General features: G+C 42.6%; 25 protein-coding genes and 3 pseudogenes. 8 read left to right on the forward strand and 20 right to left on the reverse strand.

The features are described from left to right. Nucleotides 1–21 precede the first annotated feature (21 nt). The 3 genes and pseudogenes from JCM19039_RS05840 (at nt 22) to JCM19039_RS05845 (ending at nt 1,407) form a co-directional block, all read left to right on the forward strand. A pseudogene (locus JCM19039_RS05840) lies at nt 22–572 on the forward strand (DJ-1/PfpI family protein). 11 nt (nt 573–583) lie between these two features. Continuing rightward, on the forward strand, nt 584–730 hold the full coding sequence (locus JCM19039_RS23035) for a DUF4190 domain-containing protein (RefSeq protein ID WP_081834350.1): 147 nt from the start codon (nt 584–586) through the stop codon (nt 728–730). A gap of 146 nt (nt 731–876) precedes the next feature. Next, nucleotides 877–1,407 (forward strand): DUF4064 domain-containing protein, encoded by a 531-nt coding sequence (locus JCM19039_RS05845; RefSeq protein ID WP_042424890.1) that lies wholly within the window; start codon nt 877–879, stop codon nt 1,405–1,407. 31 nt (nt 1,408–1,438) lie between these two features. Here the strand turns inward: JCM19039_RS05845 and JCM19039_RS05850 are convergent, their stop codons facing one another. From JCM19039_RS05850 to JCM19039_RS05860, 3 genes are read right to left on the reverse strand one after another with little or no spacing between them, the layout of a single operon-like run. Continuing rightward, nucleotides 1,439–2,710 carry a globin-coupled sensor protein gene (locus tag JCM19039_RS05850; RefSeq protein ID WP_042424893.1) on the reverse strand — a complete coding sequence of 424 codons (1,272 nt, stop codon included), beginning with the start codon at nt 2,708–2,710 and terminating at the stop codon, nt 1,439–1,441. Nucleotides 2,711–2,768: 58 nt separating this feature from the next. Further along, nucleotides 2,769–3,182, reverse strand: a complete 414-nt coding sequence (locus tag JCM19039_RS05855; protein ID WP_042424896.1) for a DUF3021 domain-containing protein — start codon at nt 3,180–3,182, stop codon at nt 2,769–2,771. Nucleotides 3,183–3,187: 5 nt separating this feature from the next. Beyond that, nucleotides 3,188–3,646, reverse strand: a complete 459-nt coding sequence (locus JCM19039_RS05860) for a LytTR family DNA-binding domain-containing protein (RefSeq protein ID WP_042424899.1) — start codon at nt 3,644–3,646, stop codon at nt 3,188–3,190. A 386-nt stretch (nt 3,647–4,032) separates the two neighbouring features. Here JCM19039_RS05860 and JCM19039_RS05865 point away from each other — a divergent pair, with 386 nt between their 5' ends. Further along, a complete protein-coding gene (locus tag JCM19039_RS05865; RefSeq protein WP_042424902.1) occupies nt 4,033–5,526 on the forward strand; it encodes a response regulator transcription factor in 1,494 nt (497 codons plus the stop codon). Between the two features lie 207 nt (nt 5,527–5,733). Here the strand turns inward: JCM19039_RS05865 and ssb are convergent, their stop codons facing one another. Next, nucleotides 5,734–6,120 carry a single-stranded DNA-binding protein gene (gene ssb, locus JCM19039_RS05870; RefSeq protein WP_042424905.1) on the reverse strand — a complete coding sequence of 129 codons (387 nt, stop codon included), beginning with the start codon at nt 6,118–6,120 and terminating at the stop codon, nt 5,734–5,736. Between the two features lie 291 nt (nt 6,121–6,411). Between ssb and galU the strand changes: the two genes are divergently transcribed. Beyond that, nucleotides 6,412–7,281: a UTP--glucose-1-phosphate uridylyltransferase GalU gene (gene galU / locus JCM19039_RS05875; protein WP_042397897.1), complete on the forward strand. Its 870-nt coding sequence runs from the start codon at nt 6,412–6,414 to the stop codon at nt 7,279–7,281. A gap of 887 nt (nt 7,282–8,168) precedes the next feature. Here the strand turns inward: galU and JCM19039_RS05880 are convergent. From JCM19039_RS05880 to JCM19039_RS05890, 3 genes are all read right to left on the reverse strand, one after another. Beyond that, entirely contained in the window at nt 8,169–8,855 is a 687-nt protein-coding gene (locus tag JCM19039_RS05880) for a DUF4956 domain-containing protein (RefSeq protein ID WP_052398550.1), read from the reverse strand. Between the two features lie 52 nt (nt 8,856–8,907). Further along, nucleotides 8,908–9,681 (reverse strand): polyphosphate polymerase domain-containing protein, encoded by a 774-nt coding sequence (locus JCM19039_RS05885; RefSeq protein WP_042424907.1) that lies wholly within the window; start codon nt 9,679–9,681, stop codon nt 8,908–8,910. Nucleotides 9,682–9,854: 173 nt separating this feature from the next. Further along, nucleotides 9,855–10,913: a glycosyltransferase family 4 protein gene (locus JCM19039_RS05890; protein WP_152550114.1), complete on the reverse strand. Its 1,059-nt coding sequence runs from the start codon at nt 10,911–10,913 to the stop codon at nt 9,855–9,857. 256 nt (nt 10,914–11,169) lie between these two features. Between JCM19039_RS05890 and JCM19039_RS05895 the strand changes: the two genes are divergently transcribed. Genes JCM19039_RS05895 through JCM19039_RS05900 form a run of 3 tightly spaced genes read left to right on the forward strand, consistent with a single transcriptional unit; the run spans nt 11,170 to nt 12,786 of the window. Further along, on the forward strand, nt 11,170–11,388 hold the full coding sequence (locus JCM19039_RS05895) for a hypothetical protein (RefSeq protein WP_042424910.1): 219 nt from the start codon (nt 11,170–11,172) through the stop codon (nt 11,386–11,388). Between the two features lie 25 nt (nt 11,389–11,413). Beyond that, a complete protein-coding gene (locus JCM19039_RS24260) occupies nt 11,414–11,554 on the forward strand; it encodes a hypothetical protein (RefSeq protein WP_193744157.1) in 141 nt (46 codons plus the stop codon). After that, the gene (locus JCM19039_RS05900) at nt 11,551–12,786 is read left to right on the forward strand and encodes a SpoIID/LytB domain-containing protein (RefSeq protein WP_152550099.1); all 1,236 of its coding nucleotides are present in this window, start codon (nt 11,551–11,553) and stop codon (nt 12,784–12,786) included. The genes JCM19039_RS24260 and JCM19039_RS05900 overlap by 4 nt, the downstream gene beginning before the upstream one ends. A 64-nt stretch (nt 12,787–12,850) precedes the next feature. Here JCM19039_RS05900 and JCM19039_RS23040 read toward each other — a convergent pair whose 3' ends face one another. The 13 genes and pseudogenes from JCM19039_RS23040 to JCM19039_RS05950 all read right to left on the reverse strand — a co-directional run bounded on the left by JCM19039_RS23040 (nt 12,851) and on the right by JCM19039_RS05950 (nt 21,054). Further along, entirely contained in the window at nt 12,851–13,009 is a 159-nt protein-coding gene (locus JCM19039_RS23040) for an S-layer homology domain-containing protein (protein WP_193744158.1), read from the reverse strand. After that, nucleotides 13,006–13,602, reverse strand: coding sequence for an S-layer homology domain-containing protein (locus tag JCM19039_RS05905; RefSeq protein ID WP_042424915.1), 597 nt, complete (start codon nt 13,600–13,602; stop codon nt 13,006–13,008). The genes JCM19039_RS23040 and JCM19039_RS05905 overlap by 4 nt, the downstream gene beginning before the upstream one ends. Before the next feature lie 38 nt (nt 13,603–13,640). Beyond that, on the reverse strand, nt 13,641–14,138 hold the full coding sequence (locus JCM19039_RS27140) for a UDP binding domain-containing protein (RefSeq protein WP_255343633.1): 498 nt from the start codon (nt 14,136–14,138) through the stop codon (nt 13,641–13,643). After that, entirely contained in the window at nt 14,135–14,947 is an 813-nt protein-coding gene (locus JCM19039_RS25215) for a nucleotide sugar dehydrogenase (RefSeq protein WP_255343634.1), read from the reverse strand. The genes JCM19039_RS27140 and JCM19039_RS25215 overlap by 4 nt, the downstream gene beginning before the upstream one ends. After that, nucleotides 14,944–16,484: pseudogene (gene murJ, locus JCM19039_RS27830) on the reverse strand (murein biosynthesis integral membrane protein MurJ). Before murJ ends, JCM19039_RS25215 begins: the two are co-directional and overlap by 4 nt. Before the next feature lie 24 nt (nt 16,485–16,508). Beyond that, nucleotides 16,509–16,988, reverse strand: coding sequence for a glycosyltransferase (locus JCM19039_RS05920; RefSeq protein ID WP_042424918.1), 480 nt, complete (start codon nt 16,986–16,988; stop codon nt 16,509–16,511). Next, complete coding sequence (gene pssD / locus JCM19039_RS05925; RefSeq protein ID WP_042424920.1) at nt 16,933–17,451, reverse strand: PssD/Cps14F family polysaccharide biosynthesis glycosyltransferase; 519 nt, start codon at nt 17,449–17,451, stop codon at nt 16,933–16,935. The genes JCM19039_RS05920 and pssD overlap by 56 nt, the downstream gene beginning before the upstream one ends. Continuing rightward, a pseudogene (locus JCM19039_RS05930) lies at nt 17,448–17,744 on the reverse strand (glycosyltransferase); the annotation flags it as partial. The gene pssD and the pseudogene JCM19039_RS05930, both read right to left, overlap by 4 nt. A gap of 230 nt (nt 17,745–17,974) precedes the next feature. Continuing rightward, nucleotides 17,975–18,241, reverse strand: coding sequence for a hypothetical protein (locus JCM19039_RS21675; protein ID WP_238544941.1), 267 nt, complete (start codon nt 18,239–18,241; stop codon nt 17,975–17,977). Beyond that, on the reverse strand, nt 18,238–18,531 hold the full coding sequence (locus JCM19039_RS21680) for a hypothetical protein (protein WP_152550100.1): 294 nt from the start codon (nt 18,529–18,531) through the stop codon (nt 18,238–18,240). Before JCM19039_RS21680 ends, JCM19039_RS21675 begins: the two co-directional genes overlap by 4 nt. A 5-nt stretch (nt 18,532–18,536) precedes the next feature. Continuing rightward, complete coding sequence (locus JCM19039_RS05940) at nt 18,537–18,914, reverse strand: hypothetical protein (protein WP_042424926.1); 378 nt, start codon at nt 18,912–18,914, stop codon at nt 18,537–18,539. A gap of 17 nt (nt 18,915–18,931) precedes the next feature. Beyond that, the gene (locus JCM19039_RS05945) at nt 18,932–19,876 is read right to left on the reverse strand and encodes a hypothetical protein (RefSeq protein WP_042424929.1); all 945 of its coding nucleotides are present in this window, start codon (nt 19,874–19,876) and stop codon (nt 18,932–18,934) included. Next, on the reverse strand, nt 19,873–21,054 hold the full coding sequence (locus tag JCM19039_RS05950; protein ID WP_042424934.1) for a polysaccharide pyruvyl transferase family protein: 1,182 nt from the start codon (nt 21,052–21,054) through the stop codon (nt 19,873–19,875). The genes JCM19039_RS05945 and JCM19039_RS05950 overlap by 4 nt, the downstream gene beginning before the upstream one ends. Nucleotides 21,055–21,512: the final 458 nt, after the last annotated feature.

Consider the following 21,512-nt stretch of genomic DNA (forward strand, 5'->3'; position numbering starts at 1 on the left):
GGGTAAAGGAGAGAATTGAGCATGGCGAAGATTCTTATTCTTACAGGTGACGCAGTAGAAGCGTTAGAAGTATTTTATCCGTACTATCGTTTTCTCGAAGCAGGCATGGAAGCGGACATCGCGTCTCCGTCTGTGAAATCGCTGTATACCGTCAACCATGATTTCATTGAAGGATACGAGACGTTTGTGGAAAAGCTTCGTATGAACTCCAAAGTCATATTGCATTTGCGGACGTTCGGCCCGAAGAGTATGATGGATTGATTTTGCCTGGAGGACGCGCCCCTGAGTACATTCGCATGCATGAACGCACCCCGGCGATTGTGAATCACTTTCTAGATGAGAACAAACCGGTCGGTGCAATCTGTCACGCGGTACAAGTGTTTGCAGCGGTTGCTGGAGAACGTCTGAAAGGCCGGGAGTTGACCGCGTACGCTGCGTGTAAACCTGAAGTTGAGGCTGTTGGTGCGACGTTTCGATCAGAGAAAGTGTATGTCGACGGCAACCTCGTATCTGGCCATGCGTGGGATGATTTACCCGGCTTCATGAGAGAGTTTATGAAACTCGTCCAGTAGAGGAGGCTTCTATGAACGGAAAAGCGATTGCGTCACTCATATTAGGGATCGCATCTTTCTTTATTTCTTGGTTTGGCTTTTTAACCGCCGTGGTTGGTATCGTGCTCGGTCTGATGGCCCGAAGAGAAATTGGTTCCGGAGCGAAGGAGCCGGAGTAGCGATTTCAGGAATTATTATTAACGGTCTTTCTATCTTGCTAAATGTGTTGCTTTTAGTGTTAGGTATTGCCTTTTTAGGCATGTTTTTGTAACTTTGTTGGAGCTTGCAACGTACATCTGTTGCAAGCTTTATTTTGGGGTGAGAAATGTTGAAAAGAACTGGGGAATTGGTGTTAAGCATTATTGGGCTAAGTGTGCATGGATTTATGAGTTTCATCGCTTTAGTCTTCGCGTTACAAATTCATTTTCTCTTTGGAGTAGGAAGAAACTTTGCAGAAGCAGATCCATTAGTAACTCCTGAAGACCTGTATGCGTTTGATCTCGTCCTCGGTGTTCTTGTCCCTTTTACGTGGTTCGTTACGATTTTGCAATTTTTAGCCATCGTTCCCGTAGCAATGGCACTCTATTGGTATCGAAGCAAATCAAAACGAGCGGGCATTATATTTATTGTTGTCGGTGCTTTAAGCATTATCATCACAGTTGGATTGGGAATGTTATACGGTGGGTTATACGTAGCAGCGGGCATCATGTTGCTCGTTAGAAAGCCTCCACTGAGAGAAGATAGACCGGTAGAGAACATTTACGGAGCTGACAAGCGCTTGCGAGAAATTGAGGAAGAGCAGATGGAGCGAAAAGAACGGTTTGAGGAACAAGAAAAAACGGACGAACGCACGTAACAATACGTGTGCTCGTCCGTTTTTCCTATTTTTATTGTTCATGAACTTCTAAGCGTAAATCGGTAAGCTCTTCTGAGAAACCACCCAGTTTATCAAAAGAAGCCATCAGTTCGTGAAAGCTGGATTGGAACTGTTCAACAGTTGTCGTAAATCCTTCAATCGCAGCAAAGTTCTCTCCGGCTGCTTCGGTAGAGTCTGCTAAACGCTTTTTAATCGTGTTCGTTACATCGTTCATGTGATTCGCTTTGTTACTCAAAGCTTCAATGCTTTCGTGAAATTCACTCACATGATTTTGTGTCTCTTCAATCTGACTTCGAATCGTTTCTAGTGCATGTTGCGTGTTGGCAGCAAGTGTTCCCACTTCATTAGCAACGACCGCAAATCCACGTCCGTACTCTCCAGCTCGAGAAGCCTCAATACTCGCATTTAATGAGAGCACTTTCGTCTTCTTCGCAATCTCCCAAATGGTTTGTGTCACTTTACCAATATTCATTGAGCTTTCTTTCAACAAAGAGAGCTTATCTCGGGACCTTTCCACGTCTGATACCATCGCTTCCAGATTGGTCATCGACTCGCTAATATCAGATTGTGCTTCTAGCATATTGCTTTGCATGTGCTGAGAATCTTGATACAACGATTGCAATCCGGTCGTCACGCGTTCAGTATCGGACCTTTGATTGCTTACATGGGCTTTCATGTCACTAGAATGTTTAGCAAGATCATTTGCTGCTTTTGTGAGTTGTTCATTTTGAGAAAGGCGAGCTTCGTTGTATTGTGTAAGCGAGTCTGCGTAAGTCCCGATGTATGTGCCAATCGCGATTTGCATATCTAGAGAACAAAGCCGCTGGAAAGACTGAAGTATCGGCAAGGCATCCTTTTTTGGAAACTCATTTATTACGAGCGATAGCACTTCATTTTGAATTCGCGTATAGGCAGCGATATACCATTGTTCACTTAGCCCAATTCGGTAATGAATTGCACCGACGACGTGACGGTGTTTCAAATATTCAGCGCCAATCTTTCCAGAAAACATATCCAAAAGATAACTTGAAAACGTGCGTTTTAGACGATCAACAGATGAGTGATTGTCAATGATTGACCGAAGATGAGGGTCTTTAACAATGGGTTCATAAAACCGATCAACGAGTGACTCTACATGCTGATTAATGAACGATTGAATGCTGTGCAAGCGTTCCATATCTTCAGCTGTAAACCCTGTAAATCCAATTAAGTCGCGCTCGTTGCCCTGAATCAATTCTTGATAGTAATCGGAATACGTGAATGTTTGTGTACTCGTCGTCATCAAACCACCTCTATCTGTTATTTCGGCACATAGAGTGAATTGTTTATTTCTAATCTGATCAAAGAGCGTCTCGATTTAAAGATTCATTAAAGTTCTTCGCTAGTCGACGATAATACAAATAAAAACCTGTCCAATGAAGGGCATAGAAGAGTGTGAAGAGCGCAACAGCTAGCAGTAGCGGTAATGGTCGAAGCGGAACCCAACTTACAATCAAAGCAATGGAAAAATAAACGATGATGGAAGTCGCATAATGAACAATGGTCGCTTTTAACGTGCTCCATTTCTCAAAATCAAAGACGAAAGACGACAGAGAGAAGTATACACCGACGAGCATGCCACCGAGCATATTTCTCCATATTTCCGCGACAGGAGGGTTGAGGTCAATGATCATGAGATACGTCAAAAACACAAATGTGACAATGCCGCCAGCCCCAATTCCAGCAAATAAGCGGTAAATAATTTCTTTTGCCATGAACGTTACCCTCCTGTCAAAATATTGCGCAATGTTTTCACATATTTACGCGATACGTATTCTTTATTTCCTGATTTGAAAAACACACAAAGATTGCCGTTAAAAGAAACTTCAAATCGATCAATCTGGTCGATGTTTCCGATTACGGACTTAGAAAACCGCACAAACGGGAAGTCAGTAAGAAGTTCTTCAAGTTCGTACAATTTGTGCTTCATTTCATAACGCTTTTCTTCAACGGCTGCAAACACTTTTCGGTCTTCGGCATACAAATAGTCAACCTCCGCAGGTGAGACAACAAACGAAGTATCCCCATCTTCTGCGAGTAGACGAAATGGACTACTAGATGGTTGGTTGTGTTCATTTAATGACCGCATTAATTGCTCTAACTCTTGACTCCATTCTGCTGCGTGGATCGTGATCGACGTTTCCGAATGATTTTCATTAATGTCGATATGAATTCTCATTACCAGCAGCCTCCTCGTTTATAAGTATACGATACACGTCGTTATGTAGAGTTCATCGTGTGTAAGATGCGTTCCAGAAGGAATATCATGCACTTTTTAGTTCCTAACAAACAGCTACGTATTCATTATAGAGAAGGATGTATAAAAACAAAATAACAAAGAAACAAAAATCATTGCTCCATCCATCTAGTTAGGTATAAAATACTAACTTTTATCAATGAGAAGATATAATCATCGACCATATGGTTCAAAATTCTATGATTTTTAAGGGTTTATATTGAATAGTTTATTCATTTTGTACAATAGTCGCATGTCAAAACTCTTGAGGTAGTAACAAATTAATGGTAAATTAGTAATAATGATCGTGATTAGAAGAGGTGGAAATAGTGGCAGTCCAATTTATCATCGCAGACCAGGACCAAAATAATCATATCGGATTAAAGTGGGCCATTGAAGCTATGGACACCCATTACCAAGTCCAAAGTTTCGTGGCTACTAGCGGAGAACTACAAGAAATCCTTAGGCACCCGTTTCCTCACATATTAATACTAGAGATTGATTTATTTGATGATGAGAAATTTTCTGATTTGACTAGAGCGCTACAACACTTTTCCGGAAAATTAATTGTTTTTGTTAATGATGAGAATTTTAAAACGATCCAACGAACCGTTGAGCTCCAAGCAAATGGCGTCATAAGAAAACCTGTCGATACGGAAGATTTGAAAAAGTGCATTGAGTACGTTATGCAAAATGAAGGACGTAAGCACACGTCTTATCAAGACGCAATACATATGTCTGAAAGCGAACAGTTATCAAGACAACTTCTTTCACTTGAAACACAACTTGAGCAGGAATTTAGTATGCTCATGTTTCGGCCTAGAAATCGGGACCCGATTGCCTTATTCCAGTATCTTCAAGAACTGGAGTCATTACATAATTTTGAATATACATTAACTATGATGGATGACTGTGTAGTCGTTGTTATTCACCAGCATTCCACGAGGACGTACAATGTTCCGAGTGAATGTTTAAACCAATGGCAACATAAAGAAGAGAACCCACTCGTTGTTGCTTACTTTGTATCTACAGGCAAAAGCACCTATCGTCAAGCATACCTGGCTTGTCGCCAAGCATTTTCAAACACATACTTCAGTGGCGCAGGGAAGGTACTCATTGCCAATCGGGTAAGTAATTCCAACGCCATTGATTTCCCATATTTGACGCATTTAGAAAAAAAACGGTTGTTGGACTTCCTGCAATATACCGACGATGGAGGGTTCTTAGAATGGGTGAAAAATTGGTTGTATGAGTGTGAATCATCTTACCGTGGGATAATATACACGAGAAATCGCTCAACTTCGGTCATTGAGAGCCTTTATCATGAGCTTGATCATTCAATTGATAAAGAAGAGGAAACTATGCAGCGTCTTAGCACGTTACTTAGACGTGTGCACTATGCCGACCATGCTGAGGAAGTACTGGACATATTGCAAACGGGGTTCTCACTCATGTTGGAACTTCAAGAAAGTGAAAAGTCTACCGTATCGGTAGAAATTGTGAAGACAGCAATGAATTATATGAAGAGCCAATATGACAATCCTTATCTTACGCTAAGAGATGTTGCCCTCGTCGTCGACCGCAACCCTTCATATCTGGGCCAGTTGTTTGTTCAGCATGAAGGAGGAACGTTTCGTCAAGTGTTACGAGATATGAGGTTGATTGCTGCTATGAAGAAGCTATCCATGACTCGCCAGTCTGTTAAACACTTAGCCTTTGATGTCGGCTATCGTGATCCGAACTATTTCAGTCGTCAGTTTAAAGATAAAACTGGTTTATCTCCTCGTGCTTACCGTGATGAATATAAAGAAGTCCGTCCCTGAATTGGCAGTTTTACGTTCAGGGACGGTGTACGAGCAGATGTGAAAATATGCCCACCAAGCTTCCGTGTAAGCGCTTTTCATTAACGTTATTCACATGTCGTACGAGTATTTGGGGGATAAATCTTGATGGAAGGTCTTGCTGTTTGAGAGAGTCGTTGTGGGTTTCTAGTATCGGTCGTGGTAATACAATAGTGTGCAGTGTGGTCTTTATGAAGGTGTTGGTGTACTGGTTGCATCGTTCGTGGAGTGTTCAGTGCTCGAGCTCGTCGTAGCAGCCTGTAATTTGAGGAATCGAACATCATCTCCAATAATTTCAGTTACATACGTCCGCTCGTTTTGGTCGTTGAGATAGTAGCGTGTTTGAATTCTTCCGGTGATTGACACCAACGCCCCTTTGTGACAATAATTTGCAGTTGACTCAGCTTGTTTTCGCCAGATGATACATGGAACAAAGTCTGCATCAAATTCTCCTTGCGTATTTCGATAGCGGCGTTGAATGGCGAGGTGAAGTTTTACATAAGCAACTCCAGAGTTTGTGAAGCGTAGTTGAGGATCTTTTGTAATCCTCCCAATGAGAGAGACTTGATTTAGCATATTGGCTGCACCTCCTTTCATGGAAGTGAGTTATAAGTGAGAAGCAAGGAATCAGACTGTGAAGTGTACCACCAAATCATGATTAATGCTCTAAATATCCGGCATGCGAACCCTCCTTTCTGTATAATAGTACTGTATCATAAGACCTAAGTATTATCTATCTAAATATTAAAATAATATAAAATATAATTCGACAATCACAGGCTGAATTAATAATCTCCGCATGTTGCACAAGTCATGCATATGATATACTGAAGGTAATAGATGTTTGTTTTTGGAAGGAGAATAATCTTGAAAGTAAAAAAGGCAGTCATTCCTGCAGCAGGTCTAGGAACGAGGTTTTTACCTGCAACGAAAGCACTTCCGAAAGAAATGCTACCCGTCGTTGATAAACCGACCATCCAATACATTGTAGAAGAAGCAATTGCTTCTGGAATTGAAGACATATTAATCATCAGTGGCCGTGGCAAACGTGCAATTGAAGACCACTTTGATGTTTCATACGAACTAGAACAGACACTAGAGCGAACAGAGAAATGGGACCGTTTGGAAGAAGTCAAGAAAATATCTAACATGGCTTCCATTCATTATGTACGTCAGAAAGAACCGAGAGGCTTAGGACACGCGATTGCCTGTGCAAGTACGTTTATTGGCAACGAGCCATTTGCTGTCATGTTAGGCGATGATATCGTTCGCTCCGATGTGCCATGCCTCAAGCAGTTAATGAACATTTACGAGGAAGAAGAGCGTTCTGTACTCGGTGTTCAACAAGTTCCCGAGCACCGCGTTTCAAGCTATGGGATTGTATCTCCACAGTCCGATATCGATGAGTCAGGAACAGTGCCCGTTCGTGATCTCGTTGAAAAGCCGGGATTAGAAGAAGCACCTTCTAACTTAGCGATCATGGGTCGCTACGTCCTTACGCCTGAGATCATGCCAATTCTAAAGACATTGCCACCTGGTGCGGGTAATGAAATTCAATTAACCGATGGCATTCGCAAGCTCATCAATGACCAAGACGTACTCGCGTATCACTTTGAAGGAACACGCTATGATGTTGGTGATAAGTTTGGGTTTCTACAAGCGACGATTGACTTCGCCCTTGAAAGAGAAGACTATCGTTCCGACTTAACGTCGTATATACGTGAATTGAATCTATAACAAAGAAGCAGGTGAGGGAATCTATATCCTCAGCCTGCTTTTTTCTTCCAATGTAGTGTGAGGAATCGGTAGAATTTCTATTATGGCATGGTTACGGGTGATATCAATTTGATTTCACTATAAGAGGTGAGCGGATGAATGTTGATTATGCCATTACGGTTTTGGGAGGATGTCTGTACGCTCAATATAGAGTGAACTAAAGAAGTTCTTCAAGAAGAAATGATATATAGACTTTTAACGACTGTCACATTGATTGCCTATGTGTACGGTTATTGAGTACATCTAGTGCAACATTGTCACCTATTTAATACTGTTGATTGTAAAAAAAGGTGGTGACGTCTGCGGAAGAAGGGTTGAGACGGGATCCTTCTTCCGCAGGAGAAATTTCTAAAAAGAGCGATCCGTTCTTATATAAAGAAAAAGAAATAAATACTGCAGTTACTCATCAATACAAACAATCTCGATATAATTAAGTAGTCATTCGCTATGGAAGGATTTTATCAAATGTAATAGCGTACTCGGCTGAAATTGCACCATTAGTCATTCTATGGTTCGATTTCTCGTTTCTATGGATGGATTCTCAACAATACGCCTCGTAAAACAATAAAAATCTTACCATAAAGCCATCTATGGTAAGATATCCGTCCCATGCCCCGCGCTATAACTCGGTCTGGGGATGTTCTTGAATTAGCTTCACTAGCTGCTGCTAAATTCCAAAGCTACAAACGTTTATCCACTATACACTTATCCGTATAACATGAAGCTGTTGTGTTAAAACCGGATGTCCTTTAGGCCGTTCTAAGTAGTAAGGGTAGATATACGAAAACATTCCCCGCGCATAGCACGTACAATAAAAGCGAAGTCTGAAAAGACTTCGCTTTTTACCATCAATCGGGATTCGCCATGCCAATTGATACTTTAAGATTGGCGTTTAATTGACGGATTGCATCAATTAAGTCTTTGTCGGATACATTGTCGTTTGTCGTAATCATATACGTCAATTGGTACATCGTACCGAGGTTCGTCGTTTCGACATTTGTTAGCTTATAATCGTGCAAGTATTCATTAAAGGTTTCATCAAATACATTTTCGTAATGCATATTTTCTGGAATCGTAATTCTCATGCGCTTTTGAACGGATTGACCACCACCGTAGTCAATGACGTAAAGGAAGTAAATAATAATGCTCACTGTAATCGTAAACAATATGGCTAGCAAATAAAAGCCGAGCCCTGAAGCGATACCGGCTGCCATTCCGAAGAAAATGAAGGCAATGTCCTTTGGATCATTCATCGCAGATCGGAAGCGAATAATGGAGAATGCGCCGACAAGACCAAATGCGACAGCTATGTTATTTCCAATCACGATCATAATTACAGAAACAACCATCGACATAATTACAATTGTATGTATAAATGATTGTGCGTACCGTGCGCCTTTATGTGTTTTTTGGTAAAGGAATGTAATAATCATTGAAAGAACAAACGTCAATGATATAGCTAAAAAGCCGTCAACAATGGACGATTGTGTCGTCATATCGGTGAAGTTACGTAGTTCATCTAAAAAGCCTTCCATCTTCATTCTCCTTGATTTGTAGGATTACCATTAAATGCAAATAGCTGGATGACTAGAAGCCAGAGCCAGCAGCGCTTGCAACTTGTGGGTTTATTGGTTGATAAGGTTTTATGAGTCCGTTCGCCATATCAATGCATGTGCAAAACTTGGACACAGATTTGCGCTCGCATTCATAATCACTTAGCATCCGTGAGAGCCAGTACGGAACGCTGTTCGAGACTTTGACTTCCATGATGACCATATTTTGGTCTACAAACAAATTACCGTCTGGACCATCTTCAATGCTCAAGTTATCATTTCTCGTCATGAGATTGAAATCAAATGTAACGCGTAAGTCAGGCTCATCGATTCCGGCGAGAGCTTGACGGTCGTAACTGACAACGACAGATGGTTCTAACTCATACAACGAACTAAACGCATTTACCTCTCCAAGAATTTGGCGGTTAGAAACGTTGTAATGGGCTTCATTTTTGGCGTTGTTATAAAAGAAATCGTACGCATCATTTAAAGTAATCAACGTTCGACGCTTATTCACAACTCGGTTGTATTTCTGCTTAATCTCTAGAAAAGATGTACTGTTCAAGTCAGATTTACCGTATACTCGCAGTCGAAGTTTTTGTCTGAAGTTTAAGTTGTTGCGGGTTTCATTGTATATCTTATCGTCTTTTGAATCAAAATACAGACTGACAATATTGTAGCACCCGTTTTCATCTCCATAAGGATCGAACTTCATTCGCTTCTGAAGTTGCTCGGTAACCTGCTCGTAAACATCGTAAGGAATTAAATATTTAAGCTCATAGCGTTGAAAGATTTCTAAAGCTTCCATCGTTCTTTACACCACCTTGCTACGCATACGTGTATAACCTTAAGCATTTTAATATTATATCATTTCTTATATACTGTGTCTTAAAAATGATGAAATTAAGTGGCAATCAATAGCCCCTTCACTCGTTGATAAATAGCAAAGGGGCATACCTTTGTTTCACAAATGAGTATCGCTTACCTTCGTGTTATATTATCTCCGATCTTCGTGAAGAATTTCATAAATGGCCGATATTCCTTGCTCACGAGACCGACTTTTTCAGCAAATATTTCAATGCAGGTGAGTAACGCTAATACGACGAGTACCGTTACCCAAAGCTCAGAGAGCGTTAACACGATGGCTGCAATGCCAAACAGTGCACTCATCGCGTAAATAATTAACACGGTTTGCTTATGGCTGTAACCTAAGTTTAATAAGCAATGATGCAGGTGAGACTTATCGGCAATTGACAACGGCTTCTTGTTAACAATCCGGCGGATGATGGCAAAAAGCGTGTCCGAAATCGGCACGGCTAGCAAAATTGCTGGAATGAGCAAGGAGAACACCGTAATGTTTTTAAAGCCGAGCAGTGAAATTACTGATATCATAAAACCGAGAAATAAAGCACCAGTGTCACCCATAAATATCTTGGCAGGGTTAAAGTTATGCACTAAAAACCCGAGCGTACTTCCGAGCATTACCGCTCCGAGTGCCATGACAAAAACGTTAGAGTCAATGATGGCAACAATCGTAATGGTCGCGAGTACGATCGAGGATACACCGGCTGCCAGACCATCAAGCCCGTCGATGAGATTAATGGCGTTTGTTACCCCGATAATCCAAAGCATTGTAAGCGGTATGCTCAGCCAACCGAGCTGCCATTGCATATCAAACGGCAAGTTAATAAATTCAACATGAATGCCGCCAATAACAACCGCAGAAGCGGCAGCTATTTGTCCGAGTAGTTTCCATTTAGCAGATAGTTCAAACAGGTCATCTAAAAATCCAGTAAGTGTAATAATAAACGCACCGATTAATATCGGATAGAAAAATTCGTGTGTATGTGCTTGAGGTATAAAAATTCCGGCAATAAAAGCGATAAAGATTGCCAAACCACCGATTCTAGCCATCACCTTTTGGTGTACTTTTCGGTCATTTGGCTGATCAGTTGCGCCAATTTTGATAGCAAACTTTTTTATGATGGGTGTCATTACAAGTGCAATAATAAAACAGACGACCAAAGAAATAGCTGTGATCATGGTTTGACCCTCCCTTATTACCTTTTCCCAAACCACAAGGCAACATATATAGTAAAAAACGGTATTTGTTTCGTTTGGTTACAACTGACAGACCCTTTCGAAATTATAGCATAGAATCTAAATTTACATGGTTGTTTTCACCAATTTACACAATACAGACACAATAACAAATCACGCTATGAAAATATGAAACTATCTAACAGATAGGAAATTTGGTATAATTTTCATATCATTTAAGTTGGGGGTTTGTGACATGTTTAAGAAATTAGTTATCACCGCTGGCATCTTTGTCGCTGTGATCGCTTCTTCAGGACTACTATTAAAGAACGAATCGATTGCACAAGCACAACCTGTAGTCGCAAGTGTGGATTGGGTATTGGAGCAATTGGCGCCCTACTCTGATCGTATTTCAAGCCTTGAAGATGAAATTGATCGTCTTGAATCCGAAGTGAATGAATTGAAAAATCGTTAGAAATGAGTGAAAGGAATCGATGAAAATGAAAGCCATATATCAATCATTGTTCGCGGTTTTATTCATTGTCTCTGGATTCATTCTGCTTGAGACGAATGGCGCAGATGCAGCTGAATATCGTGATCCGATCAATGTCCGACTCGTCCTGATGATACATTCACATTGACACCGGCAGGCTCTTATCGACTCGTTAATTTGGGAAATGGTCAATCGGTCTCTTACAGCGGTCCACTGCAGTTTCGCTATGCCAATTCTTCTGGGCAGGTTGGGGTACGTGATGCAAGAAGTGACAGTTACATATACTCGAGTAGAGGGTTTCGTCTAGAAGAACGCTCACCAGGGTCTAGCAGTAATGATGTCACCGTAAATCGTGTACGCGCAGCAGGTAGCTCCTCTTATACGCAGAATACATACAGAGGAACAATGGAGGTTACTTCTCCTGGGAGTCATCGTGGTTTGCGGTTACACAATATCTTAGGGATCGATGACTATTTAAAGGGAGTTGTTCCACGTGAAATGAGTGGTGGCTGGCCTCTTGAGGCACTTAAGGCCCAATCTGTCGCTGCTCGTAATTATGCGAAGTCAAATATGAACAGTAATGATTTCCTCGTTGATACAACAGTTCATCAAGTGTATGTAGGGAAAACCGGTGAACACCCGAATAGCAACCGTGCAGTGGACGAAACGAGAGGGATCTATGCCACCCATAACGGTTCATTAATCAACGCATTTTATCATTCAAGTTCAGGTGGTTATACAGACGACAGTGAAAATGTATGGCTAACTACAGTTCCGTACATCCGCGCCGTTGAAGACCCATACGATAATAATCCTGGGAATAGTAGACATACGTGGACGACGACGATGACTCGTTCAGATATTGGTGCCCATGTGTTTGGTAATGGCTGGACGGTAAGTGACTTAGAAGTTAATGAAAGAAGTGAAGCAGGAAGAGTGCAGAAACTTACGGTCGTTGGAGTGAACAACAATGGTCAAACCCGTACAAAAACGTTTCCTGAACGTGGGGGGCCAGACTCGATTCGAAGCGCACTTGGCCAATCATTAAACAGCACGAAGTTTGACATTCGTTTTCCTGATCAAGATGCCCAAGTTAGATTGCCTGGTGGCGACACAACATCCATTGATCTAAATGGTGCAAGTATGGCTTTGCCTAACAATGAGCAGATTAACTTGCATACGAACCACCTATCTGTCCGGACAGCAAATGGCAGCCAAACGATTCAACCAAGTGGAGAGACGATTACATTTGAAGGTGGCGGTTGGGGCCATGGGCTCGGAATGAGTCAGTGGGGAGCATTAACAATGGCACAACAAGGCTATTCATACGAAGATATCTTGCATCATTACTACACGAATATAAGAATCGAACGAAGATAGAGAATTAATAAAAGCAGAACTTTTAGCGGGATCATCCCTCTAAAAGTTCTGCTTTTTACGTTCGTTAATTTCTGAATTCCTCATTGATTGTCCGTGCAATAAATACAGAGAATTGTGCCCGGTTTGTCGGGTGGTTTGGTCTGAAGTCTGTGTTCACTTGTGTCGTAATGCCACTGTCAGCAAGCTGGTTCACTTCTTCATACCCTGACGTGTTCTCGTTCATGTCTGTAAATGTATGACGAGTATCTGTCTTTGGAATTTCATCTGGGTATGCGCGCACGAGGACACGTGCCATTTGCGAACGGGTGAGTGGGTTGCCAGGCTCATGATTCCGTCGTTACCCATCATAATCTCGTTATATTCTACAATTCGGAGCGCTTCAAAGTTCTGGTGACTGGAACGAACATCGGTCGCTTGGAGTTCGTAATCATCTGGAGCTGTGAGGTCGAGTTGGCGTACGAGCATCGTAGCCGTTTGGCCACGTGTAATCTGGTTATACGGACGGAATGTGCCATCGGAGTAACCATTGATAACGGACAAGCCGGTTAAGTATTCAATTTCTTCAAAGGCAAATAGGTCTGTTCGCACATCTGGGAACGAACGCCCCTCACTGAGTAATTCGATGTCTAACGCCAGTCGTTCGGCACGGTCCTCAGCTCCTGTAAGTTTTTCATCTAGTTCGTTAATTTCCGATTCAACCCAGTCATCTCCCGCGGCTTGAGGTTGCTCATCAGCGGTTGCAGTTTCTCCCGAGCAACCACTAACGAGTAGCAATCCACCGGCAAAAAGTGTAAGTAAGCTCGTATAGCTTTTCATAGATTTCCCCTCCCACAAATATGTAGCAGGACAGCTGACTAGCTACGGCCTATGCCGTAGTAGTCAAACCCTGCGTCTTTATAAGCTGCAAAGTCTAAAGCGTTTCTTCCATCAATGAGTACATTGCCTTGCATATGTGCGGTTAGTTGTGCGGGAGTGAGCGCTTTGTATTCATCCCATTCTGTAACGATAATAACAGCATCTGCACCCGTATAGGCATCCTGAGCTGATGTGGCCAAGTGTACGGATCGTGGCAACAGCGGAGCCGCTGCTTCACTGGCAATCGGATCATGAGCACGAATGTGCGCCCCTCGCTTCGTTAGGTCATGAATAATATCAATGCTCGGTGCGTCCCTCATATCATCAGTGTTAGGCTTAAAGGCAAGTCCTAAAACAGCGACCGTTTTTCCTTCAAGTTCCTCGTTAAAATGCGTATCTAAATGTTGAATCGGACGATGGCGTTGTCGGACATTCACTTCGTCTGCAGCTTGCAACATGACAGGAACATAATCTCTTGCTCCGGCCATGTTCATCAATGCACGAACATCTTTTGGAAAACATGAACCTCCGTAACCAAGACCGGCATTGAGGAAATGAGGCTAATTCTTCGATCTGACCCGATGCCTCGGACGACATCGTCAATATTCGCTCCGAGATGTTCGCTAATATTTGCCATCTCATTAATGAAGGAAATCTTCGTCGCTAGAAATGAATTTGCGGCATACTTAATCATTTCTGCACTCGGTTCATCTGTTCGTACAATCTTGTCTCCAGATGCGAGTGGGAAGTGTATCGTCTCAAGAAGATCTGTCGCCCACTGCGAGGAAGATCCAATGACGATTCGGTCTGGGTTCATTGTATCATAGACTGCTGAACCTTCTCTAAGAAATTCAGGAACAGAACAGACGGCTATATCCACGTCGGCATTTTGTTCTAAGATGATCGTTTTGACCGATTGTGCTGTGCCGACAGGAACGGTTGATTTGTTTACGATGACGAACCGAGAATTGGTCGGGAGTGCTTCTCCAATTTCTTTCGCAACTTGGTGAACATAAGTTAAATCTGCAGAACCGTCTTCGGATTGAGGTGTACCGACAGCGATGATAATGATGTCACTGTCTTGGATGTTTTCTTTTAAATCGGTCGTGAAAGAGAGGTTGCCACTCTGTATGTTTTTTTGTAATAATTCTTCAAGCCCTGGCTCGTAAATCGGGCTTTTGCCTGCTTGTAATTGTTGAACCTTTGTTTCCAGTTTGTCTACACAAACGACAGTGTTGCCAAGTTCTGCAAAACAAACGCCCGAAACGAGCCCTACATATCCGGTACCGATTATCGTTAGTTTCATCGGTCATCTCCTACTTTCCGTTGCAATAACTGTTGTAGCTCTTTTCGCTCACTAAATCGAAGGATGAAAAGGAGGGCGAGGAACAGCAGTACTGAACCGATCCCACCAACGATGAGTGAAACGAAAGGAAGGTCAAATGAGTATAGTTGCCTTAATCCGTAGAGAGCGCCGGCAATGAAGAGGGTCATTAGCATCAACCGCATGAAACCTAAGCCTTGGTCTTTCCATTGCTCTTTGGATTTCTTCTGCCATTTTAGCACATAGCCAACACCGGCTAAAAGCAGAAGGAAATTCACCGCTGCACTGAGTGTCATCGCCCAGGCTAACCCTTCAGCCCCGTACGGTTCAATCAGCAAAAAGCTTAGCGAAATATTCAAGCCTAGTACTGAGATAAGGCTGACAACAAGCGGATAGATTGAGCGCTCATATGCGTAATAAAATCGGGTAATATACACATTTGCAGCGTGGAAGAACATACCGATGACGAATATTTGTAGCAAAGGTACAGCGATGAGCGTGTTTTCCCGAGTGAAATCTTGGTATTCGAAAAACGTGATGAGAATTTCCTCTGCATAAAATACGATAAAGACGGAGGCAGGTATGATGCAAGCGCCATAAGACGTAACCCTTGTCCATGAATCTTTGAAACACTTTCATGCTCACTTGCGGCCACTTTTCGCGCAAGCATCGGAAAGATGACTGCCGTGACGGCCATCATTAACACGGTTTGTGGTAATTGGACGAACTTTGACGTGATATTTAAAGCGGTTATGGTTCCTTCATCTAAATGGGCACCAAAGATTCGGTAGATCAGGAAATAAAGTTGTAACGTGGCACCGCCGAGCATGATCGGCACAGTAAGACGAAAGGTTCGCCACACTTCAGGAGAGTGACCGAGTGTCGGCTTGAAGGTGAAGAAACCTTTTCGATAATTGTAAACGACAAGAAAGATAAACATAAGAATGGCACTGACGAGGGCCCCGTACGCATGGGCGTAAGAGCCAGCCATCGGAAAGAAAATAAACGCGATCAATACAAATGACCCGTTCATGATCAGTGTTGACATTGCTGCAATTGAGAAGCGATCGTTTACATTTAGAAGCCCTTGCAGCCACATGGAAAGAATAAGGAAGATTGTGGCGGGCGCCATGATCGCAAATAGTGACACCGTAAGATCAATCGTCTCTGGCGCATCTCGGAATATGAACGGAATGATATCATTTGAGAAAAATACAAAGACGAGTGTCAAGATGATCATGGCAATCGATAACCAGCCGAACAAGTTTTGTAAGTACGTTTTCTTTTTTTCGGGGTCTTCGATTTTGCTATAAACAGAGACGAACGCACTCGTCAATGCTCCGCCGAGAACAATGTATAGAAAGTTAGGGATTGTATAGGCAGTCACGATGCTGTCCGCTTGAAAGCTAAAGCCGAATTGAAAACCGACGAGCATTTCACGGAAGTAACCAATCATACGTGATATGAGATTGATAACCGTTACTGCACCGATGATTGCTAAAAAGTGCTTTCCTTTCATTATTCTCAGCCTTTCCAGGTAAACTTATGCTTTGTTTTGGATGAAGGTACGAATCATATCAGCGATATGATCACGACCACTCGTAAAAGGTGCCGGTGTAAATCCTTCATTTGCCGTTTGTACGTCTTGGTGCAAATCACCGCTTCCGATCACATGACCGGTAGAAACGAATTGCTCAACAATTTCTAGTTGATGATTGTCATTATGTTCGCCATGTTCATGTCGTCGTGGCACAGCAATAACCGGCTTTTGTTTCTTTACACCTGTAATAATCGAGCCTGTTCCACCATGAGAGATGATCAACTTTGCTTCATCATAGAGCTTGTCCATTTCATCGTAACTAAAGAATGCCTGAGCATCTAAGTGTTGAAATGCCTGTGCAGGTGTATGGCCATTTTGGACGATGACCTTTTCATTGATGTCACCCGCTTCAACCATCTGATTTACATCATTCAGAAGTCGTGTGAATGGGAGTTCTTGTGTACCTAAAACAACGAGTATCAATAGATGGACCCCCGTATACCGCTTTAGGATAGTGTTTGAGCATCGATTCCCACTGAACGATAAATAAATCGGACACAGGGTAAATCATTCGACCAGCAAGGGTTGGAGAACTTGTCTTTGCGAAGCTTTCGATATAAATGATCCGTTTTCGAAAAAGCTTTGCAATGTAACACATCGGTACAGCCGTATGTGTTCCTGTCGTCACGACTGCATCAGGTCGGATTTTCAGGAAGAGCACGAGCGACTTGACGACGTTATACGAAAACTTAAATAAGTAACGAACAGGATAATTTCTCGCTCCATACACAAGGTAGGACATGTTTTTGTGTTCCTGTTGTAACGGCTTCGTAACTTCAGTTTTTTCCGTGATTACATGATAATCGTATTCTTTCATGAGTGGTTTTAACTGCATGAGCTGCGTTAAATGACCGCCTACTGAAGATATAAAAAGAACCTTTTTCATTTTGATTTCCCCTCAGCAGTATCGTGATAGATGCGCGCGATCTGTTGAATGATCGCTTCTGAGTCATGTTGCTCTGCTTTTTTATACCCTGCAGTAATGATGGCTTTACGTTCAGGTGAATCCATTAAAGCTGAAGTAATCGCTGTACCAAGCTGTTCGGGTTGCTTCGCTTCGACTAGAATACCAGCCCCCTCTGATAATAAAGAAGGTAGGCCTCCGACACGGCTAGCAACGACAGGTGTACCTGTTGCCATCGCTTCCAACGCAACGAGTCCAAATCCTTCAATGTGAGAAGCAGTACAAACACGTCAGCGTGCGTCATGAAATTGGCTAGTTCATCTTGCGTTTTTGTGCCGTGAAACGTTATCGCTTCAGTCGGTGCATCGGTTTGTTCTACAAGTGAATGCAAGTGGTTCTTATAGCTCTCTGTCCCATACGCACCGAGAGGTGGAGTCGAACAGAAGGGTCGTTTTTGTATAGCAAATCAAAGCTTTTAATCAGTTCTTCTACTCCTTTTGCCGGATTAAGTTCCCTGCAAAAGGAGATGTTTATGATCTGAGTCAAATGGAGACGCTTCATTTGTTCGAGGGTAGAACGTATGGCGATTCACACCCATGTTAAGAAGAGAGACTTTCGCGTCTCTTACTTCATACTCGTTCACAATTTCATCATATAAAGCGGGACCAACCGCAATCACATGGGCAGCATCTTGCAAAATCTTTTTCGTTTGCTTTTTGTAGAAGGGGCCTTTTTTAGCCATCTTGTTTAAGTCCCCACCGTGAACGGTCACAATGTAGGGTACTTTTCGAAGACGATAATACAGGCGAGCAAGCCACCTGAAGGGAACGCGTAATGGGCGTGAACAAGATCATAGCGGGTCGTAAAACGGCTCACTGTGCCTAAACCCCAGCGCAAGTATTTTTTTAATACGTTCTTCTTGCCCGTTCGCGGATCCCGAATGGCTGCAACGGTGAACTCCATCTCCTCCGCTTGCAGTTGTTCAACTTGGTTGCGAACAAAGATCCCAAAAGTAGGTGCGTGTTGACTCGGATACATATTGCTAATGAGAAGCACGCGCATCCGCATTACACCTCCTCGGGTTGTTCGTGTTTGTTATTTTGATGCCAATTTAGAACAATACCTAAAAATAGCCAAAAGAAAATCGACAACGGATGGTTTTCCCAAGCTGTGGACAGTGTCCCCATTAGCAAGAAAGCAATTCCGTACGTAATGACAAATACGGAGAGCCAACGTACAGCTGGGCTTGTGCTATCCGACAACGAGAACATGAACCTGAAAATCTTCCAAAATAGGAAGAGGAACAGTACGGTACCAATTACGCCATACTCCACGAAAACCGCAAGTGCATTATTATCAACCGTCGTCATTAACACTGGCAGCATGTCATACATAAATGCGTGAAACGGGCTGTCAAAAACAAATGCGGCGTTGCTACCAAACATTCCCGGTCCGACCCCAATTAGTGGCTGAACATAAAGACTTGCAAACCTGCAAGCATCATAAGTACACGGTAGTTTCTCGAAAAATCGAACGTGTAGAAATTTCGTTGAGCAAACCCTTCTAAAAATAGGAGAGCAAGACCATAACCAACAACAAATAATACGCCGAGACCGATGGAGACGATGAGCATAATGCGGAACGTTTTGTTGTGCCTGAATAAAAGTCCAATCAGCCCAAGACAACCGATGAGAGCTAGGAAAGCTTGTCTTGAGAATGTCAACGTAAGCGCAATAGCCATAATGGCAATCATACCAATGAAGATGGCTTTATGTTTTTTCGGTATTCCTGATCGATACATAAATAGGTAAAGGGCGATTAAGAGAATCGCAACAATTAGAAAACCAGCAAGGGTGTTACTGGAATCCATAAACCCAAATGCGCGAATTTCCTCGCCTATGGCGACACTTCTTCGTTCTTCCATATTATGTAGTGGAAGTGGAATCCCTGCAATGACTTGAATAATCCCAACGATTGCTTGAATGAGTGCCATACCAATAATGGCGTAAAACAACGTTTTGACCCAGCGAAAAGGCACATCCAATAGTAGAATGATAATGACGAGCAAAACGAATTGAAAAAGAGCACGTAACCCGAAAATACCTTGAGCAAACGGTACGTTGTTCATAAACATACTTAAAAACGCAAACCCGACAAATAATAGGAAGCTAAAATTTATTGGGTTTTTTAATTTATGCCAGATGTTTTTGCGACCAAGTTCAGGGTGGAATAAGACGTACCCGAGAATAAGGACGAGTAACCCTTCACCTAAATAACCAACGATGCCTGGAAAGATGGACCATACTCTAGTGAATAAAAGGTTAATGGTTGTCCAAAGTACAAGGATCAGCACTCCGGTAAGTGCGAGCTGATTCGCTTTTTCTTTAGGGTATGCAAAGATGTTCATGAAGGTTGTCCACCATCACTTTCTTGACGATTTTTCTGGACTGGACCGGATGGTTGCAGCACTTCAATATTCTCTAGGCTTCGGAAAGCTTCGTGGTGAAGTTCTGCTGATTTCCTCGCAATTCTTGCTTGCGTGTCAGGCCATTGTTTTTGAAAGGTGTTAACGGCCTGTACAATTCCGTCTCCATGTTTACCAATCTGTAAACTGAAAGCTTCTTCATTAATGGCCTCCATAAAGTGCTTCACTTTATGATGGTATTCGATACCAATGACGGGCGTACCTACCGTTACTGACAAGATCAATGAGTGTAGGCGTGTGCCAATGACGATGTCTTGTTCTGACGATACGCGCATAATGTCGTCGGGGAGCAATTGGCGGTCAATAATTTTCGCTTTTTCACTATGAGCCATTAATGCCTGGATGTCCTTACTCACTTCAGTATCTTGTGGATATTTTGTTGAGAAGAACGTCACTTCTGCTCGATGTTGTTCAATCAGTTGATCTGCTGCATTAGCCATACCTCGAATGTATTGTTGGTATTTCTGTTCATCGTGAACAGGCCAATATTGTTTGCTGTAATAAGGGGCAGCTGTAATCCCCACTTTAATAAGCTGTTCTGTTTGTTGACGCTTCGGTGGCATCGGAATTGCGAATGCAGGGTCAGAAACCACTTCGATATCACGTCTTCCTGAGACTTTTTCAATCAGTTGTTTGGACACATTATCTCGAACACTCACCGCATCTGCCGCTTTTACGAGTCGACGCAAGAAAAACGTACCCACACGTGTTCGAATTGGACCAGCACCGACTGAATGGATAATTAATCGACACCCACACCGCTTTGCCATCGTTCCAAGAGAACTGTAGAGCGGAGCATCACGACGATACATGTCCATAAGTAGGCCGCCGCCACCGATAATGACAAGGTCGAGCTCTTTCATCACTTTCTTTGCTTGCTTTAAAGTAGCACGTGCAGAGGGAAGAGCACTTCCTTTTTTAATGACTAAAGGAACGGCGCGAATATTATATTGTTTAGCAGTTTTGTTTGGATAATTACTAAAAACGACAACATTCTCCTTAGGTATGCCGATCACTTGCAATTGCGCTAAGATCCCTAATAGAATGGCTTCATCACCGTTGTTGTTATGTCCGTAATTTCCGATAATCCCGACTCTCATATATGGAAGCAGCGTCTCTATGTATAGAGAAGCACGCCTTTCACCTCACATAAACCAATCTCCATACTTGTTTAAGAAAACAAGCACAATGCTTTCATTATACACCGACACGCACAAAATCGATAGATGCATTTTTAAACGACATTTAGACCCTTATGATGTAGTACGCTGTTATGAAAGAACCGTTACATTTATATAAAGAATGTAGTACGAACTTTCTCACGAGTAGACTGTCTATATAGAATGAACTTTAAGATTTTCCTAATTTGCGCTGTTGAGTGTTGGGTTAGGGGGAGCGCGGTGCTGGGTGCCATTTTGCGCGCTAGTTTACACTTTCTGCGCGCAAGTTTGCCTAGTTTAATGATTTCGGCGCTCATTCCGTTAAACTCCTGCGCATTTTCTTCCAACTGGAGCGCAGATTCAATGCCCATAAGCGAGCAACCTGTCGGCCCCAGCGG

Source organism: Geomicrobium sp. JCM 19039 (assembly GCF_000698145.1).
Taxonomy (GTDB): domain Bacteria; phylum Bacillota; class Bacilli; order Bacillales; family Marinococcaceae; genus Geomicrobium_A.

Bases quoted from the DNA above. Each gene is read 5' to 3' on its own strand.
- ssb (WP_042424905.1), bottom strand. From the start codon at position 6,120: ATGCTAAATCAAGTCTCTCTCATTGGGAGGATTACAAAAGATCCTCAA.
- JCM19039_RS05895 (WP_042424910.1), top strand. From the start codon at position 11,170: ATGTTTAAGAAATTAGTTATCACCGCTGGCATCTTTGTCGCTGTGATC.
- JCM19039_RS05945 (WP_042424929.1), bottom strand. From the start codon at position 19,876: ATGAACATCTTTGCATACCCTAAAGAAAAAGCGAATCAGCTCGCACTT.
- JCM19039_RS24260 (WP_193744157.1), top strand. From the start codon at position 11,414: ATGAAAGCCATATATCAATCATTGTTCGCGGTTTTATTCATTGTCTCT.
- JCM19039_RS05860 (WP_042424899.1), bottom strand. From the start codon at position 3,646: ATGAGAATTCATATCGACATTAATGAAAATCATTCGGAAACGTCGATC.
- JCM19039_RS05940 (WP_042424926.1), bottom strand. From the start codon at position 18,914: ATGTTTGGTAGCAACGCCGCATTTGTTTTTGACAGCCCGTTTCACGCA.
- JCM19039_RS23035 (WP_081834350.1), top strand. From the start codon at position 584: ATGAACGGAAAAGCGATTGCGTCACTCATATTAGGGATCGCATCTTTC.
- JCM19039_RS05905 (WP_042424915.1), bottom strand. From the start codon at position 13,602: ATGAAAAGCTATACGAGCTTACTTACACTTTTTGCCGGTGGATTGCTA.
- JCM19039_RS05855 (WP_042424896.1), bottom strand. From the start codon at position 3,182: ATGGCAAAAGAAATTATTTACCGCTTATTTGCTGGAATTGGGGCTGGC.
- JCM19039_RS05885 (WP_042424907.1), bottom strand. From the start codon at position 9,681: ATGGAAGCTTTAGAAATCTTTCAACGCTATGAGCTTAAATATTTAATT.
- JCM19039_RS21680 (WP_152550100.1), bottom strand. From the start codon at position 18,531: ATGCGCGTGCTTCTCATTAGCAATATGTATCCGAGTCAACACGCACCT.
- JCM19039_RS05845 (WP_042424890.1), top strand. From the start codon at position 877: ATGTTGAAAAGAACTGGGGAATTGGTGTTAAGCATTATTGGGCTAAGT.
- JCM19039_RS25215 (WP_255343634.1), bottom strand. From the start codon at position 14,947: ATGAAACTAACGATAATCGGTACCGGATATGTAGGGCTCGTTTCGGGC.
- JCM19039_RS05950 (WP_042424934.1), bottom strand. From the start codon at position 21,054: ATGAGAGTCGGGATTATCGGAAATTACGGACATAACAACAACGGTGAT.
- pssD (WP_042424920.1), bottom strand. From the start codon at position 17,451: ATGAAAAAGGTTCTTTTTATATCTTCAGTAGGCGGTCATTTAACGCAG.
- JCM19039_RS05850 (WP_042424893.1), bottom strand. From the start codon at position 2,710: ATGACGACGAGTACACAAACATTCACGTATTCCGATTACTATCAAGAA.
- JCM19039_RS05880 (WP_052398550.1), bottom strand. From the start codon at position 8,855: ATGGAAGGCTTTTTAGATGAACTACGTAACTTCACCGATATGACGACA.
- JCM19039_RS23040 (WP_193744158.1), bottom strand. From the start codon at position 13,009: ATGAACGAGAACACGTCAGGGTATGAAGAAGTGAACCAGCTTGCTGAC.